At 36.9% G+C, this 17,781-nt stretch carries 17 protein-coding genes and 1 pseudogene; 5 read left to right on the top strand and 13 right to left on the bottom strand.

The genetic code is table 11. The features are described from left to right. Positions 1–238: 238 nt before the first annotated feature. On the top strand, positions 239–1,909 hold the full coding sequence (locus tag SOP96_RS06150) for an APC family permease (RefSeq protein ID WP_326320121.1): 1,671 nt from the start codon (positions 239–241) through the stop codon (positions 1,907–1,909). A gap of 106 nt (positions 1,910–2,015) precedes the next feature. After that, the gene (locus SOP96_RS06145) at positions 2,016–2,357 is read left to right on the top strand and encodes a DUF962 domain-containing protein (RefSeq protein WP_326320120.1); all 342 of its coding nucleotides are present in this window, start codon (positions 2,016–2,018) and stop codon (positions 2,355–2,357) included. Positions 2,358–2,413: 56 nt separating this feature from the next. Here SOP96_RS06145 and SOP96_RS06140 read toward each other — a convergent pair whose 3' ends face one another. From SOP96_RS06140 to SOP96_RS06085, 12 genes are all read right to left on the bottom strand, one after another. Next, positions 2,414–2,764, bottom strand: a complete 351-nt coding sequence (locus SOP96_RS06140; protein ID WP_326320119.1) for an ArsC/Spx/MgsR family protein — start codon at positions 2,762–2,764, stop codon at positions 2,414–2,416. 82 nt (positions 2,765–2,846) lie between these two features. Then, entirely contained in the window at positions 2,847–3,461 is a 615-nt protein-coding gene (locus SOP96_RS06135) for a deoxynucleoside kinase (protein ID WP_072884054.1), read from the bottom strand. Between the two features lie 33 nt (positions 3,462–3,494). Next, positions 3,495–4,472, bottom strand: a complete 978-nt coding sequence (locus SOP96_RS06130) for a hypothetical protein (RefSeq protein ID WP_326320118.1) — start codon at positions 4,470–4,472, stop codon at positions 3,495–3,497. Positions 4,473–4,581: 109 nt separating this feature from the next. After that, complete coding sequence (locus tag SOP96_RS06125) at positions 4,582–5,604, bottom strand: glutaminyl-peptide cyclotransferase (RefSeq protein WP_326320117.1); 1,023 nt, start codon at positions 5,602–5,604, stop codon at positions 4,582–4,584. 97 nt (positions 5,605–5,701) lie between these two features. After that, entirely contained in the window at positions 5,702–6,127 is a 426-nt protein-coding gene (locus tag SOP96_RS06120; protein ID WP_326320116.1) for an SRPBCC family protein, read from the bottom strand. Positions 6,128–6,276: 149 nt separating this feature from the next. After that, complete coding sequence (locus SOP96_RS06115) at positions 6,277–6,951, bottom strand: DUF2490 domain-containing protein (RefSeq protein ID WP_326320115.1); 675 nt, start codon at positions 6,949–6,951, stop codon at positions 6,277–6,279. 178 nt (positions 6,952–7,129) lie between these two features. Then, positions 7,130–7,579: a VOC family protein gene (locus SOP96_RS06110; protein ID WP_326320114.1), complete on the bottom strand. Its 450-nt coding sequence runs from the start codon at positions 7,577–7,579 to the stop codon at positions 7,130–7,132. A 24-nt stretch (positions 7,580–7,603) separates the two neighbouring features. Then, positions 7,604–7,975 (bottom strand): VOC family protein, encoded by a 372-nt coding sequence (locus tag SOP96_RS06105; RefSeq protein ID WP_326320113.1) that lies wholly within the window; start codon positions 7,973–7,975, stop codon positions 7,604–7,606. Next, entirely contained in the window at positions 7,972–8,376 is a 405-nt protein-coding gene (locus SOP96_RS06100; RefSeq protein ID WP_326320112.1) for a hypothetical protein, read from the bottom strand. Before SOP96_RS06100 ends, SOP96_RS06105 begins: the two co-directional genes overlap by 4 nt. Before the next feature lie 2 nt (positions 8,377–8,378). Continuing rightward, positions 8,379–8,849, bottom strand: a complete 471-nt coding sequence (locus SOP96_RS06095) for a hypothetical protein (RefSeq protein ID WP_326320111.1) — start codon at positions 8,847–8,849, stop codon at positions 8,379–8,381. Between the two features lie 19 nt (positions 8,850–8,868). Then, complete coding sequence (locus tag SOP96_RS06090) at positions 8,869–9,324, bottom strand: DUF1569 domain-containing protein (RefSeq protein WP_326320110.1); 456 nt, start codon at positions 9,322–9,324, stop codon at positions 8,869–8,871. Between the two features lie 148 nt (positions 9,325–9,472). Next, positions 9,473–15,367 carry an alpha-2-macroglobulin family protein gene (locus SOP96_RS06085; protein ID WP_326320109.1) on the bottom strand — a complete coding sequence of 1,965 codons (5,895 nt, stop codon included), beginning with the start codon at positions 15,365–15,367 and terminating at the stop codon, positions 9,473–9,475. An 18-nt stretch (positions 15,368–15,385) separates the two neighbouring features. Between SOP96_RS06085 and SOP96_RS06080 the strand changes: the two genes are divergently transcribed. The 3 genes from SOP96_RS06080 to SOP96_RS06070 are packed head-to-tail and all read left to right on the top strand — an operon-like array spanning position 15,386 to position 17,546. Next, positions 15,386–16,141: a UbiA prenyltransferase family protein gene (locus SOP96_RS06080; protein ID WP_326320108.1), complete on the top strand. Its 756-nt coding sequence runs from the start codon at positions 15,386–15,388 to the stop codon at positions 16,139–16,141. Positions 16,142–16,144: 3 nt separating this feature from the next. Continuing rightward, positions 16,145–17,224, top strand: a complete 1,080-nt coding sequence (gene recF / locus SOP96_RS06075; RefSeq protein ID WP_326320107.1) for a DNA replication/repair protein RecF — start codon at positions 16,145–16,147, stop codon at positions 17,222–17,224. A 25-nt stretch (positions 17,225–17,249) separates the two neighbouring features. Then, positions 17,250–17,546 carry a hypothetical protein gene (locus SOP96_RS06070; protein ID WP_326320106.1) on the top strand — a complete coding sequence of 99 codons (297 nt, stop codon included), beginning with the start codon at positions 17,250–17,252 and terminating at the stop codon, positions 17,544–17,546. On the opposite strand, the pseudogene SOP96_RS06065 reads toward SOP96_RS06070, so the two are convergent. Continuing rightward, positions 17,524–17,781 (bottom strand): annotated as a pseudogene (locus SOP96_RS06065) (recombinase); the annotation flags it as partial. The gene SOP96_RS06070 and the pseudogene SOP96_RS06065 sit on opposite strands and share 23 nt — an antisense overlap.

The following is a 17,781-nucleotide window of genomic DNA, read 5'->3' as shown; positions in this document are numbered from 1 at the left end:
AAAATGTTTAAGACTGATAATCAGCTCTACGATATTTAAAATTCTGCGGAAAATTATCCACAATCCATCAACGAAAATATTGAAAAGATATTGCATACACAAGCCTTTTAACACATTGTTAATAAGTGGATAAATTTTTAAGACATCTTAACTTTTCAGCAAGAAACCTTAAGAAAACCTAAATTGTTTTCAGATAAATAATTACATTTGCTTTTTTCAAATCAAATTTTAGAATTGAATGAGTCAGCTTTTTAGAAGGAAAATCTATTCAGATTCAGACACATCCACAAGCCTGCACAGGGTTTTAGGTGTTTGGGACATTGTGTTCTTTGGTATTGCAGCGATTATTGGTGCGGGAAGTTTCAGCAGTCTGGGAGAGGCAGTTTTCAGGGGAGGCCCCGGCGTTATTTTACTGTATCTGATTTGCGGTTTCGCCTGCGGATTTACGGCACTTTGCTATGCTGAATTTGCCAGCAGAATTCCTACCGCAGGTTCGGCTTATACGTATGCTTATGCCAGTTTCGGGGAACTTATTGCCTGGGTCATCGGCTGGGCTTTGATTATGGAATATTCTTTCGGAAATATCTACGTCGCCTTTTCATGGTCGGATTATTTAACCAGCTTTTTGGAAAGACTGGGAATGCATATCCCGGATTACCTTACCTGCAGCTATACGGAAGCCAAAAAAGCGTTTATGAACGGTTCAGAAAACAAAGAACTCATCAATGCCTGGAAAAATGCTCCGTTGCTGGGAAGTTTAAAATTTATTGTTGATGTTCCGGCTTTGGTCATTAACGGACTCATTACCTGGCTTTGCTACATTGGTGTTAAAGAAAGTAAAAATTTCAATAACGTATTGGTTATCCTTAAACTTGCGGTAATCATTTTAGTGGTTCTTGTCGGTTTTGCCTATATCAATACCGAAAACTGGACGCCAGTAAATCCCGAAACTCAGGTCGCCTCTTTTATGCCGAACGGTTTTGCGGGGGTGATGAGTGCGGTTTCAGGAGTATTTTTTGCCTATATCGGGTTTGATGCGTTAAGTGTTCTTTCCGAAGAAACAAAAGATCCGCAGCGAACATTACCGAAAGGAATGATTATTTCCCTCGTATTATGTACTTTCATTTATATTGCATTAACTTTGGTGTTAACCGGTATGGTAGATTACCGGAAATTTGACGGCGTGGGAGATCCGCTTTCTTTTATCTTTGAAAAAGCTAATGCGAACGTAGCGTGGATGGAGCTTGTAGTATCATTTGTCGCTATTGTTGCCATTACTACCGTTTTACTGGTTTTCCAGATGGGACAGCCGAGAATCTGGTACGCAATGAGCCGTGACGGGTTGATGTCTCCGAAGTTTCAGACAGTACATCCTAAATATAAAACGCCTTCTTACGCAACGGTGGTTACCGGAATTGTAGTGGGTGTTCCTATTTTATTTACCGATAAGAGTTTTATCCTTGATTTTACAAGCATCGGGACTATTTTTGCATTTGTATTGGTTTGTGCCGGTGTTTTGATGTTACCTGCAAAAGAAAAGATAAAAGGCAGATTCCACCTTCCTTATATTAATGGTAAAATTATTTTCCCGGTTATTTTCCTCGGAAGTTTAATCGGCTTTTACTGTTGGCAACCTGAATTTTTTCATACGCTGATGGACTGGAAAGATCCTAAAGAGGGAGAATTCCGAGCTTCGATCTTTTTTTTCATTCTGATTAATCTGGTGCTTTGTGTTGTTACCTTTATAAAAAACTTCTCTTTAATTCCCTTAATCGGTTTGAGTTCATGCCTGTATCTTCTTACGGGGATGAGCCACGACAACTGGTTCTGGTTCGGGCTGTGGTTCGCAATAGGGCTGATTATTTATTTCTGCTACGGATACAGAAACAGTAAGCTCCGAAAAGCTTAGTTTACAATATACAGAGCCGGATTCTTATTGAGTCCGGATTTTTTCAGCTGTTTCAACATTGGCGGACTTCTTGCTTTAGCTTTTGATAATCTAAACCACAAATGCCATGTCAGAAAGAATAAAAACATTTAAAGAATTTTACCAGTTTTACCTTACGGAGCACAGCAAAATGGGTACACGTATTTTTCATTTTATAGGAATTTTACTGGTCTTTTTCGTCATCGGGTACGTGATAAGTTCAGGAAAAGAAAGATTTCTCTGGTACGTACCGATATTCGGTTACGGCTTTGCCTGGTTCAGCCATGCTGTGATTGAAAAGAATAAACCGGCAACGTTCCGTTATCCGCTTTGGTCGTTGATATCTGATTTCAGGCTCTTTTTTGAACTTTTAATCGGCAGACAGAAATTCACGGGAATTCCGGCTCCGAAAAAAACAGAAGAAATTTGAAACTGTTTTTAAATAAAATTAAAGTCAGCTCAAAAGGCTGACTTTTTCATTGATTCTTATTTATCTATAAAATATTTCACATTTTCAACAGGCCTTCCCAGCATGGCTACCGAGCCTTTAATCAAAATGGGCCTCTGAATGAGAGAAGGATTTTCAGCTAAGATGTGTATCCATTCTTCTTCTGAGAGATTTTTACCGGCATATTTTTCAAGATACAGCTTTTCATTTTTTCTGATGATATGAAAAACACTTTGATTGAGTTTTTTAAGAACGGCTTTAATTTCCTGCACGCTTAACGGCTCCTCGATAATATTAATGATTTCAAACGGAACCCCATTTTCATCAAGATATTCCAAAACCGCATTGGATTTTGAGCAATTTCCGTTATGTAAAACTTTCACTATCATTTTAATGGATTTAAATATATTCTTACTTAAATAAATGCAGCAAGAATACTACCAGAATTAATTTAACGATGATAAATCTTTGCTAAAATAACCCGTAAAGTTCTGCTTCAATTTTCTCAAGGATAAAACCGAAATCTTCCGGCTTTTCTACGAAATCAAGATCGTCTACTTCTATTATCAGAAGCTTGCCTTCCGTATAATTAGAGATCCACTTTTCGTATTTTTGGTTGAGCTTGGAAAGATATTCTATACTGATGGAAGCTTCATACTCCCTTCCTCTTTTATAAATTTTTTTTACCAGGTTCGGTACATCAGATTTCAGGTAAATCAAAAGATCGGGTGCTGAAACGAACGATTTCATCAGGTTAAATAAAGATGAATAATTGTTAAAATCCCGGTCTGAAAGCAAGTTCATATCGTTCAGGTTTTCTGCAAAAATATGGGCATCTTCATAAATCGTACGATCCTGAATGATATTTTTCCCGCTTTCTCTTATTTCCTTCACCTGCTGAAAACGGCTCCCCAAAAAATAGATCTGCAGCGCAAAGCTCCACTTGCTCATATCTGCATAAAAATCTTCAAGGTAAGGGTTGTGATCTACGTCTTCAAACTGGGCATCCCATCCGTAGTGTTTAGAAAGCATGGTGGTTAAGGTCGTTTTACCTGCTCCGATATTTCCTGTAACTGCAATATGCATATTTTTCTCCTTAATATTTTTTTATTCTATCAGCTAACTGCCGGCCGATTCCAACACGGAGATATCCTCAATCAGCTTTTGTAAAGAGCTTTCGGCAGGATTTTTATCTTCAATTTCCTGAGTCTTTTTCTCCAGCTTTTCCTCCGGGCTTCCGGCCTCTGCAGGTTTTTCCTCAGGCTGCTTTACCTGCTGCTCCGGTTCTTTCTGTTGTACTTCCGGCTCTTGTTGCGGGTGCGCCCCTCCGTTTTTTTCAAGGCTGTAAAGATAAAGTTTGTTGGCCTTGATTTCAAAATAAGAAAGAGTATTTTTATCCACAATCCGCGCTTCGGGATCCTGAAAAATTTTCACCATTTCTTTTTCCGGAGTGTATTTTAGAATAGCATTGTTGGTAATTGCTAAAATAAATTCATTTTCTCTCCTGAAACGCTTTCCGTTTTCTATCGGTGCCTCAAAGATTTTTTCAAACTTAAAAGTATACACTCTGAAAGCCTGCCTGGTTAATACATAGATCTTATTTTCGTACACAAGAAGATCCATAAGGTCGTCAAAACTTGCATCGAAAGGATAAGAATTAATAATGGTTTCGTTTCTGAAATTGTACTGGATCAGCCTTTTGGTACTTTCATCCAACAGCCACACCTGCTGTAGATCTTCCGCATACGCAATTTTGATAAACCCGAATTTCTGCTTGAAATCCACGCGCTGGATCTCGTTCATATTCTGGTCGACAAATTTAAGTTCCTGAGCATTTTCTGAAAAGAGCGGTACACTCAGCGGATTTTGCACAGTCTGCACTTTAAACGGGACCGTAAGCATCATCTGCCCTATCTGCTTTCCCAAAGAATCGTATTTGGTAAGGCTGAAATCTTTGTTTTTGTAGATATAAAGATTCCCGTAATCATCGGCAAGCATATCTTTAGCTTCTTTCAGCTTCAAGGTGTCTAAAGGAAGAGACTTCTGCGCAGGCATAGAACAGAAAACGAAAATCAATATCAAATATAATACTCTCAAATTGTTTTTAAATAAAGTAGCGCTCCAAAGGAACGCTACAATTTACTATTTTATTCTATTATTTTAAATAATACCAGAATTTTAACTGTAACGGTTTTATATCAAATTATTATTTAATTGCCACTTCATAAATTTTCGGCCAGTTTTTTCCTGTAACCAGCATATTGTCTCCTTTGAAGGCAATTCCGTTGAGAACATCGTCGCTTCCTTTGGTATTTTGTTTTGCAATATCGGTAAAGTCGAAAGTCCCGACTACTTCACCTGTCTGAGGGTTAATTTTTAAAATAACCGGCTGTTGCCATACATTGGCATAGATAAATCCATTGTGGTATTCCAGCTCATTGAGCTGATCGTAAGCCTGCGCGCTTCCTGCAACGGCGATATGTTTTACCAGCTTTGAAGGGTTGGAGGGATCAAGGAAATACAATAACTTGCTGCCGTCTGATGCGATAAGGTTTTTACCATCGTAAGTAAGCCCCCAACCTTCACCCAACACATTGGGATAGGCAAATTCAGATAATAATTTCAGGGTATTTTTATCGTAAATATATCCTTTTTTACTTTGCCATGTGAGCTGGTAGACTTTATCTCCTACAATCGTGCTTCCTTCGGAAAAATCTTCCTGCGGCTGTTTTGTTGAAGCCAGCGGTGTTGTGGTTCCGAGCGTATATTTTAAAATCTGGGAAGAACCATTCTGCCCGTCGCTTTCATAAACGGTATTTCCTTCCACCTGAAAACCCTGAACGAAATTTTTAGGATCGTGGGGATATTCTGCAACAACTTTGTAAGACATTTTTTCTTCAGGATTTTTAGCAAAAACATTAATGGTTGCATCCTGAGTAAGAGTTTCTCCGCCTTTTGTTTTGATGTTGAACGTAACAGGATTATCGCCTAATGTGAAGAACGCAGGATCAATGGTTAAGCTGGAAGTCTCTTTATCCCCGAAACTTATGGAAATGCTTTCGGCTTCATCGGTAACTTCATTAGGGAGGATAAGTTTTTCTCCAAAATGATATCCTTTCTGTTCCATAGAGTTGTTGTAATCTGCCAGTGCATCAAGAACTTTTTTATCATTTTTGCAAGCCGACAACAATAAAATTGCTGCAAAACCGACTATTATATTTTTCTTCATTGATTTCTAAAAATTTTTCCAAAATTAGCAAAATTTATTGCTCCCTGCTAATTTCCTTGCATAGCTTCATTAAATTGTAATATATAATAGATGAAGATCAATTTTCAAGATACCGTTTCAGGCTTTGTTCTATAATTTGTGTCCATCCTTCATTGAAAGCTTTTTCGGAAAAATTTTCGCCAAGATCATTAAAGCCGTTGATATTTTCATGAATCAGCCGGATCAAAGTGCTTTCGGCTTGTGGTTCAAGTTCCCAGGTTACGGTTGTTTTCTGATCTGAAAATTCGGGATAAAACCAGGTATGCCTAAGTTTCTTTTCCGGGATGATTTCCAAAATTTCTGCCTGATGATGGTATTTCCTTTCATCTCCGGGCTCATAAAAATTGAAAACTGCCCCAACTTCCGGAATAAAATCGGGAATATCAAAATACCATATTTTCATTTCGTTTCTGTTGGTTAATGCTCCCCAGACTTTTTCTGCAGGCGCATTCACTTTCTGTTCTATGATGATCGGATGGCTCATATATTTTGTTTTATTGATTTAATGCAACTTTCCTGACATTTTTATCTTTTCATGATTTATTGAATATTAAATGTACTATTTTTTTGACTAGAAATGCGAAAATCTTTCTTAGCTTCCACGGTAAACAAACCCATGATGGATAACCTCTGTTAATTCTTTGTGAAAGGAATATTATTGTAAAAGCCGACCTGAATTTGCCCGCGGTTTCTGTTTTCCTGGATCTGGTTCATATATCCGGCTTCAATTCTCATATTTTTATTAATGACATATCCCAAAGCTCCATACACCCTGTTCCTGTCGAAAACCGGAGTGTCTAAATGCAGAAATATTTCATTGTACGCAGATACATAAAAGGTTTTCGGGACAAGCTCTTTGTTGTTGATCGGTATATTAAATCCTAGAAAATACCGGAACCTCATCCTGAAATCATCTTCGAGAATACGTTCTTCCAAACGGTAACGATGCTGAATATTAAACCTTCCGAACTTTTGTTTCATAATGTATTGCTGGAAAATCCTGTGCTCAATATTTTCTGTTTTTTCGCCATTTACATAAGGCTGGCTTAAAATAAATCCGTATCCTAACAAGATATTATTGTTGTTTTCTGTAAGGTCGTACCCGATTCCCGTGCGGATGAGAAGCTGCTCAAGATCTCCTCCTGCATCGAAATTCCGGTACTGGATTTCATTATGCCAGTTTAATTTTTTACTGATTTTGTTATTTCCAAAATACATATACCAGGCTCCCAAATCGTTTTTCTGCGCTTGCAATGAAGAAATTGCGAACATTAAAAGCCCTGCTGCAATTGATCTTAAAATTTTCATTCCGTTTATTTTTATTACTAAAATCTATTAAATAATTAAAATTTAATATTATTTATCAATAATAAGCAAAATAATCAGGTTATGAAAATGATTTATATCTTGTAATAATTATATCGGTGAGATGTATGCAAAAAAAACCGGCAATTGATGCCGGTGTATATTATTTGGTGTATCTTATTTAAGGATGCTGTTGCATTTTGGAAGGGTCATCGTAATTGACCATCCAGTTAATTCCGAATTTGTCGGTAAACATGCCGAAATAGGCGCCCCAGAAAGTATCAGCCATTGGCATAGTTACTTTTCCGCCTTCAGAAAGCCCGTTGAAGAGTTTATCTGCTTCTTCCTTTGATTCTGCATTGATGGAAATTGAGAAATTGTTGCCTTCCTTAAAACCGGAAGCCCACTCTCCTCCTGTATCGCTTCCCATCAGAATGGTTTCCTGAGAAATCGGAAGACTGATGTGCATGATCTTATCCTTGTCTTCCTCCGGCATTTCTTTACCTTCCATAGGAGGCATTTCGCCAAAAGTTCCTACGTAGGGAAATTCTCCACCGAAAACTGATTTGTAAAAATCGAAAGCCTGCATGCAGTTTCCGTTGAACGTTAAATAAACATTTACTGTAGCCATATTTTTATATTTTTATATAGTTTTTTATCTGTGCTGATCGATAAGGATCATATTTCCGTCGGGATCTTTAAGGTAGATATGTTCAGGCCCGGAAGTGGTTTCATCTGCTTCTTTTTCCAATACAATACCCTGTTCCTTTAAATGCTTCTGGATGTCTCGCACATCATCAAAACTTTCAAGGTTTTGGGCATTCTGATCCCATCCCGGATTGAATGTAAGCATATTACCATCAAACATTGCCTGGAAAAGGCCAATGATGTGATCTCCGTTTTTCAGGATAAGATAATTATGATCCATATTTCCGCCCATCTGGCTGAAACCTAATTTTTCGTAAAAATCTTTCGATTTTTGAAGGTCTTTTACACTTAAGCTGATTGAAAAAGCTCCTAATTTCATATGTTGTTTTTATTTAAAGCCAATTTATATCCTGCCAGAACCAATCCCCAAACTGCGATTCCAAGAATCCAGAACCAAAGAGGAGTAGGCAGCATGATCATATTATAAATGGTGAAAAAAGTAAAAATTGCTCCACAAATGATTGCGACTGTGGGTTTTCCATCTTTCGCAACTTTAGTAGAAATAAATCCTGAAAGCAAAGCCCCCAACGCATAGCCGATAATAACAATAAATTTTCCCATAAACGGCAAACTTTCTACATACGATTTGAAACCTTCCAGATTATCCGGCCTTAAACCTGCCGGAAAAGGATACAATGCATGACCAAGTCTTTCAATAAGCCATACTCCTACCGATCCCACGATCATTCCTGCTACTACTGCCAAAATTTTTCTTATCATGATTACTGATTATTTATTATTGTTTTAAAATCCAGAGTATTATCATAACTTTTCCAGTTGCCTGTAAGTTTAATATTTTGCGCAACAATTTTCTCGCTGCTTTTATCCCAGCGGAAGGTATATACAAATTCCCCCCTGAACATCCCGGAATGCTTTCCTTTGGATTCTTCGGCAAGTTCATATTCTCCGTAGACCTTTCCTTTTTTACCGGAATCTTTGTATTTTTTAATTTTAAATTTGCCCTCGAATTTGGTATAATTGTTATCTACCTGCGTATAGCCGGAAACAAAATATTCCTGGTCATTTTTTTTATCCTGTTCAGAGATTTCGATTTTAAGCGTAATCTGCTGGTTTTTGCTGCCGATTGTTCCTGTGTAAGATTTGCTGTTATTTAGCCAGACATTTGAAATATCGGGCATTTGTGAGAACAGAAAATTTGAAATAAGAAGGAGAAACAGTACTAATTTTTTCATCTGTTTTGGTTTAAATTAATTACACTCCGAATTGTGCCAGATGATGATTCAGGTGCTTGGCAAACATATTGTTCCATTCCTGCGCCTTTAATTTACCAAAAGAAAAAGACTCTTTGCCGTCGAAAGCTGTTTCTCCCAGCTGCTGTGTTTTCTGGATAAAACCGATCAGTCTTTTCTTTTCTTCTTCAAAATTTTTCCTGTCGGCAATAATGAACTGCGGGGCAGTAGGGCTGTTGCGGGAATATCCCTTTTCACCGACCACTTTGGATTTTACGAATGTTTTTAAGATAAATTTTGCAATGGAACCTGGCCTTCTGTGCTTCTCCGGCTCGTAAACCATTTCATAAGAAACATTACAATGTGCGAGCATCTGGTCTACCGCCATTTTCCCCCATAACGGCTGCGTTTCAGGAGTTAACGTATTAATTCTGTCAATATAATTCTGAATCGTTTTTACATCAAAAATGTTTTCCATAATTAGTAATGTTAAAAAAACAAATATATCAGTTTTTTTGTGATCGTTTTCATTAAATGTTAAAAAGAGAATTTTAAATTTTATAAAATTTTCACAGCCAGCCTACAATAAAAAAACTTCCCATTTCTGAGAAGTTTAAAAATCAAATTTATTCCGAAATATGAACATCGCTTCCTTTGGTATGCGCATTCATTTGCGGAGCATAATAATTCTGTATGGTGGTTATTCCGTTCGAGAATTTTCCGGAAGCGTTGGCTACATAATCATATTCAAAAACATATTTCCCTTTCGGCATATACTGGATATAGAAATTCGTGGAAGCATCTTTTGTGGATTGATAATATCCTAAATTATTTTTCCACTGGTAACCGGACAATACATCTAAAGGTTCAAAGCCTGCCGCTCTCATGTCTTTAATATGAATAAATTCCATCGCACGGTCCGTATTCAAGATCATTCTTACCGTTACTTTATCTCCAACTTTTAATGGCGTTTCCGGAGTTATTTTCTGTAATTCTTCACCGTTGACTGTTTTGATTTTTCTGTACAGTTCTTTCGTGATGGAAAGATAACTTTCAGAAGATTTTATTTTATCTAAATCTTCATAATACTGCCAGAACAAACCTCCCTGAACAATTCCCGGCCCCGGTTTGGTAACGGTAACCTCAGCAAGGCTTTTGTTGAGAACATCCGTTTTTATCGTAGATTTCACATAACCTGTTGCCTGCGTTTCCGGCTTCAGTTCTTTTCCGCCCCACATGATGGTTGCTTTATCGCTTTCAGAAGAAGTCCATGATTTTCCTGAATTTAAAATGGTGAAAATTACTTCAGCGGTTCCTCTGGAGCTTCCCCATGAATTCACTTCTTTCTGTGTGATGAGCCATATCTTCATGTCTTCAATGAATTTCTGATCGTTGGGTTTTAATTTATTGAAAGCTTCCAATGCGCCGGCATGATTCACTACTTTAGAGCTGAACCAGCCCCAGTCGTCAAGATTCTGTTTCCAGTAAATACCCTGCGTTTTTGAGTCTACGGAAGTTTCTTTTAAATAATTCATCAGTTTATCCGAAACATCTTTCAATCCGAAATCATTCATCAGCAAGGCGGTACGATGGAGCCCGAAGAAGGTGAAATCTGTAATTTTTGCTGTTTTCGCTTTTTGTTTTACCAGAGATTTTATGGTTTCACCTTTTCCTTTTAGAGGATATTGGTTTTCCCAATAGTTTCTGGCATCAAGATACTCCAGCGTCCAGTTGTTCAGGCTACTTTCTTTACCTGATTTGAGGGAAGCCGAGGTTTCATATTTTGCGACTTCATTATCTACATACTGAACCAGCTTTTTCACCAGTTCATTTTGTTCTGAACTTTGGTATGCTTTTACATGATCTTTCAGCCATAGATTGATTTTTCCTAAGTTTTTAAGAATGTACAATGAAGTGGAATATGAACTCGGATATCCCGGATACCAGGAGAAACCGCCATCCGGGTTTTGGAGCTTTTTAAGATCATCCCAATCCTGGTTGATCGAATTTTTCATCGTATTAACGTCAAACAGCAATGCTAATTTCTGCATCTGCTCTTTCTCATTATGGCTTTCCAGAACCCACGGTGTCTCTTCCAGCAACAACTGTTTTAACTCCTGATTTTTCTCAAGATTGGAGTTTAACAATCCTTTATCCTGATATTCATCAAAAACAGCTTTCATCTTTGGATTGGCCTTAAAAATTTCTGATGCTAACACATCCGCAAACCATTTGTTAAAGATGACATCGGCTGAATTATTGGGATCATTTTTAAGGCTTGGCAACGCAAACATAATTTCCCAGATCGGATTGGTCGTCAGTTCCAATGTATTGGAAACATTAGAAATCGTTGTTGAAGTCGAGTTTTTGAGATTTTCAAGTGTAAATGTTTTGGTTTCACCTTCTTTTACGAAAACCGGAACGGCATCTGTTACAAGCATTCTGTTTGGTAAAACAGCAACAGCTTTCTGTTCGCCATCGGAAAACTGACCGGCTTTGGCAACCACTTTTAAAATAATCGATGAAACATTTTTAGGAACTTTTACTTTCCATGTTAATGATGAATTTCCTTTTTCATTCAATTCAAAATTCTGAACGTTTGAATCTAATCCGAATTGGGAAGAAATATCTTCGTTGGTGAAAGCATCAAGGATCTGTAAGCTTGCCGAACCGTTCAATTTTTTATCGGTTAAATTCGACAGTTTTGATTGGAGATTCAGCTCATCGCCTTCTCTTAAAAATCTTGGATAATTCGGGGTTACTGAGAATTCTTTCTGAGTTATCACTTCTTTTTCCAATGTTGCTGCTTTGGCATCTTTTGTATGCGCCAGGAACATTAATTTCCATTTCGTCAAAGCTTCCGGAGAAGTAAACTCGAAGCTTACGTTTCCTTCGGAATCGGTCTTTAAATCCGGATAAAAGAAAGCGGTTTCATTAAGATTTTGGCGAACCGGAATATTTTCCAAAGGTTTGTCGTCTTTATCATAATAGAAATCATCAGTATACTCTTTTTTTTCTTCTTCCGTTAATTGTCTTCCGGAATTGATTATATTGATAGCCTCATCACTAATTCTCATACTTGCGATTTGCGTTTTGTCCCTTTTTGAAGCCATTGGAGCCGGACTGGCAACACCGCGTACTACCACTCCTGATGCTTCTCCCGGAAGTCCGTTAAAGTAGTCTCTGTCAAACCAATTAAAAGCTGGAATTACAACTTCCTCTTCCGGCATATATTCCAATCTTTTCTGATAATATTGCTGATTAAGATATTTTCTGATGTCATAAGAAGTCACCATTGAAGTCTGCACAGATAAGCTATACCAATTGAATCTATGGATAACAAATTTATCCAGAGACATATCGTACATATTGGCCAATACTTCCGCATTGATTTTCTCCTTTTCATTTCCTGAAACTTTTACAGACCATTTTTCTTTTGAATTGGGCTGAATTTTATCCCTGAACGTAATGGTTTCAATTCTTAAAGGCTGTTCTGCATCTTTTATCGCAAGATTGACAGTTTCCGTCTGAACATCATTGAATGCCACCACCTGGAACTGAACATTCAATGTTCTTACATTTTTATCTTTCGGAATGTCTGCCGTATACTCTACAATCCCGTTTTTAAATTCCCTAACTTCTGAAATTGTTTTCCCTGATCCGTCCTGAACGAAAATATTCAGTAAAGCATCAGGAACGGAAGAATAAATAGTAAACATAGCTTTCTCACCTCTCGTAAATTCTCTTTGAGGCTGTAAAACCGTTAGGAAAGTTTTCTGATTCGGCTTTAACGATTTTTTATCCCAGACGCTGAAATTCTGAGTGGTTTTTATCGTATCTTTCCCTTCGATATTGTACAGTTCAAGCTGATAATCTCCGGCTTCCAGTTTTCCAAGATCAAGAAATTCTTCATTTCTTTTTGTATCATTAAGAATAACAGAAGCTGTTTTCCAGTTTTTAATTTCATCATTTTTATCGTAAAAATCATGCGGAAACTTGCTGATGAAGTCCGCCTTAGAGTATTTCGGCAAATCCTGAACTTCGGATTTGAAATTATTCCTGAAAATCCTTTCCGGTGCCTGCAGCTTTGATAGCTTTACCTGATACGATTTTTTAAGGTTTTGTTCATTATAATTTTTGGTTTCAACTTTCAGTTTTATATTTTCATCGGAGAAAACATCTTTAATTTCTTCAGCCTGGATGTAATGGGAAACTGAAGCTACTTTTAATTGTGTATCGGCAGTCTGCGTTTCGCCGTTGATATCTGTAACAGAGGCATTGATTTCGTAATTATCAATCTGAACCCCTTCTATCTTTTCATCTTTTTTAAGGTCAAGCTTAATGATAAATTCTCCTTTTTCATTGGTTTTTGCTTCTCCTAAAATTGAGTTTTCGTTATCATCATCCTGCGGATACCATGAAAAATATCTCCAGCGGATATTGCGTTTTTTGATTTCATAATTTACCGTTGTATTGCTTAAAGCAACTCCGGAAAACATCATGGTTTTGCCTTTCAGCTCGATGGTTTGTCCGTATTTGTACTCGTCTTTTACAGGATCAAATGTTACTTCAAATTTTGGCCTTTTATACTCCTCAACGCTGAAATCTTTATATCCTTCATTGGTATCGGTTCTCAAATAGAAAGCTCCATTTAATTTACCTTTCGGCAACATAAAACTTCCGTGATAAGAACCGAATTCATTGGTGGTAAATGTTTGAGCAGAAACATCCTGGCCATTTGCATCCGTTAACGTTATTTTTTGCTGCAATCCTGCAACCGCAGATTCAATTTCTTTATTGATACTGGTGTTAATCACTTTAAAATAAACCATTTGCCCCGGTCTATAGATTCCCCGGTCTGTGAAAATATGAGCTTTGCTTCGTTTTGCTTCTTTATCCTGATCGATATTTTGGATTCTGCTTCCGTATACCTCCATGATCTGAAAATTGTTTGTTTTCGGCTGCCCGATGAGGAAGGTTCTGTAATAATCCGAACCCGATGTTTTTGGAAACATAAAGACGCCCTTATCGTTTGTTTTACCTTGTATTGTGTTGACCTCTTTATTAGAAACAAATTCATAAAAGGTAAGATTTTCATTGGTAAGAGGTTTTCCGTTTTCGCTGTGAACCAGCTTTAATTCGTTTGATAACTGATCTCTTTCCGTCTTCAACTGGTAAGTAATCCTGTTATCCGCAACCAGAATATAAAAATCTTTGTCAGCATCGGCATCTTTATCGCTGATTCCGTGAACGGTATATTCTGCAAGATAAATTCCGGGCGGAAGAGGTTGTATTTCCAGCGATGTTTTGTGATTTTGGTAATCCTTAGGATCATTCAGCTGATATCCCTCTTTTCTAATAAGATTCTTTTTAACACTGGTAAATGTATTGGCATAAGGATTTTTAGCATATTTTAAAAAGGATGTCAAATCTTCCTTCACTTCATAAATATTGATGGAAAAAGAACTCACATTTTTATATTCTGCCACAAAATGAATCGGTTTGTTGCTTTGGGTCTGCTGCTCGTATTTGATATTCAAAAACGGGTTTACAATAAGATTTTCCGCATTATTGATATTGGTTATGAAATCAGATTTCGGGTATTGTTTTTTTGCCTGGGCAGCCACTCCAAGAGCATCCTTCTGCTTTTTATCAGCAATCAGCTGATTGATGATATCTTCCATGATCAGAACTTTATAATCGCCTTCCGCATCGGATTTCAATAGATTTTTAAGCTGCATCAGCCTATCCTTGCATTGACCGAAATTACAGTTTTGCTGCAACTTTTTGTGCATAAAATACAGTTTGGAATTTCCGGTGTTCTGAGCAATTAATTCATCAAAATCTGCATTAATTTTAATACGGTTTTCTTCGAGCTCATTTTTGGTGAAAAAATCATTATTGGAAAGAAATTTGATTTTTTGGGTGGAATACCAGTCCCATAATGTAGGGAAATAGGAAATATAATCGCCGTCTGAAAAAGCCTTCTCGTATTTTTTCAGAGCAATTTTTCTTAATTTATCTTTTTGGAAATCAAGCTGCTGGTATTTTTGATATAAATAATTTTTAAAATCAAGCCTGCTCCAGGTTTCTATTTGTGAAAAATCCTGGGAATTGATATTGGTACGCTGTCTTATCTGCCATGAATGTTCATTGTAATAATCCATGAAAAAACTATTCAGCAAAACTTCAAAGAATATGCTGTCATTGCCTTTCAGCTGTTTTTCAACCTCGGTAAGTTTTTTGAAGAACTGACTTGCCGTATCATTTTTTTCATCATCCTGAGTTCGGTTGATAATGCTGAATTCTGCCTTTAAAGACTGAATAAGCTGTATCATATTATTGTCTTTCATCGCCTGTTTCTGTATTTCTGAAATGATGGGAAGATTAGATTTATACGCTCCTTTCTGAGAATTTGAAGCTACTTTTTTCCACTGCTCATCGTAATATTTCTGAGCAAAAACTACCGAAAAATTCAGCAGGAGAAGCAAAAGCATAAAAATCTTGGAAAATCTTTTCATATATGTTATTTTTGATAAATGAATACCTTAAAAATACTGAAAAAATCCGTTATAGACAGTCAATTATATGTTTCTTTAACGGGAACCCTTTTTGCAGTATTTTTCATGCTGGAGCAAAACACATTCCGTTATCCCACGGTTTTCCTGATTTTTATAACATATTTCAGTGGCTATCTTTACACCAAATACCAGAAAACAAAACATTTTTCTAAAATTTTAATGGTAAATGCTGCTGCCGGAATTATCTGCTCGTTTTTAATTATTCATAATCATAATGAAATACGATTGATAAAATGGGGCATCATTGTTTTTCTGGGACTCCTCTACAACAGTTTTTTCCTTGATGTTTATATCCGGAAAATCCCTCTGCTCAAGGTATTTTATGTAGGACTGGTCTGGGCATTGATGAACTGCTGGCTTACCCTGCCGGAATTTAATATCCCGATATTTCTAATCAGCTTCCTGTTCATTACCGCGCTGGTTCTTCCGTTTGATATCCGTGATATGAAAGTAGATAGGGTGAAAACATTCCCGGCTCTTGTTGGTGTTCAGAATACCAAATACATTGCATATGTGCTGGTATTTTTAAGTGTTATTTTAGCTTCACAATTCCTCAGCTTCAATGCTGCGGTTTCTTTTTTCTTTTCAGGTATTATTACATTTGTTCTTATTTATTTCTCTGAAAACGAAAGAGATGATGCTTATTTTTCCTTCGGAGTGGAAACCTGCTCTGCACTTCCTTTTTTATTTTCAGTAATAATGAAGTATTTTTGACAAATGATTATCAAGAAACTTTCGCTGTATAATTTTAAGAACCATTCTGAAAAAAGATTTGAGTTTTCACCGCAGATCAACTGTTTTGTGGGAAACAACGGTGTGGGAAAAACCAATATTCTGGATGCGCTTCATTATCTTTCGGTAGGAAAAAGTTTCCTGGGAAATACCGATCTCAATAACATTAAGCACGAAGAAGATTTTTTCACTATCGACGCAGAAATCATCAATGAAGACCGTGAAGATGTCATTAAAATTTCTCAGCCGAAAGAAGCCAAAAAGATCATCAAAAAAAATGATAAAAGCTATGACCGGCTTGCTGACCACATCGGTTATCTGCCGAGCGTCATGATTTCTCCCTACGATTCCAATCTCATTTCGGATTCCGGGGAAAGCAGAAGAAAGTTTCTGGATTCGATGATTTCACAAACCGATTCTGAATATCTGTTTGATCTCATCCAATATCAGAAAGCCGTGCAGCAAAGAAATGCGTTGTTAAAATATTTCGCTAAAAACAGGATTTGGGATAAAGATTCCCTGGAAATTTATGATGATCCCATTGCCAGAACCGGAACAAAAATTTTTATAAAACGCAGGGATTTTGTTGAAAAACTTAACCCTATTGTTCAGAGTTTTTACCAGATTATTTCGGGAGGAATGGAACGGGTTTCGGTAATTTACGAATCTCATCTCCTGGAACATTCATTTGAAGATCTATTGAAGGAAAGCCTGGAGCGCGACAGAATGCTTACCTATACATCAAAAGGGATTCACAAAGATGATCTTCTGTTTGAGATGGATTCTGTTTTGATTAAAAAAATCGGGTCACAGGGACAGCAAAAGTCTTTTCTTATTTCTCTAAAGCTTGCCCAGATGAGCCTTGTAAAGGAACTCACCAAAAAAACGCCGATTCTGCTGCTGGATGATATTTTTGATAAGCTTGATGACAACCGGGTTTCGCAGCTGATTGAACTGGTAAACCAGGAAAATTTCGGACAGATATTTATTACGGATACGCACAGAGAACGTACCGAAAATGTGGTAAAAAAAATTAACGAGGAAAGTATTATTTTCGAATTATAATCTATTTGATTGAAAAGAATTTATCATGAAAAAGAGTAAAAAACGAGAATATCAATCATCGGAGCTTGTGAAGTCTTTCGCAAGAATTTATGGCTTTGAAGGTAAACTGATTGCTTTTGAAATTAAAGATTTTCTGGAAGAATATCTCGATGAGAGCCTTTTCAGGGAGATAAAGAGCGTAAATATTGAGGACAAAACAGTGATTATCAAAATTCACTCCCCGTTATTGAAGAACGATTTTCAGATGCGTAAAAGCTTTTACCTGAAAAAATTCCAGGATAAATTTGGTATTGATCAATTTAATGATCTTCAGATTTTGTAGGAATTTTGCTGCTCATCAGATCATCCGTCTTTTTATCCAAACCGGATTGTAAAGGAATGAAAAACCTTAGCGGATTTTTCAGGAAGTACCTGAAAATTCCTTTGTAAATTTCACTTACCTGACCGAAATTAAGCTTTCTTGACCTGAATGCCAGAAACATAGATAAACCAAAGCTGACTGCAAAATTTAAAAACCCGATCAGGAAAACGGTAAAGAGTGAGATGCCGAATGTATA

This window comes from Chryseobacterium salviniae (assembly GCF_035819015.1).
GTDB lineage: Bacteria > Bacteroidota > Bacteroidia > Flavobacteriales > Weeksellaceae > Chryseobacterium > Chryseobacterium salviniae.
The sequence above is the reverse complement of the archived record's forward strand: the minus strand, read 5'-3'. Positions and strand labels throughout refer to the sequence as shown.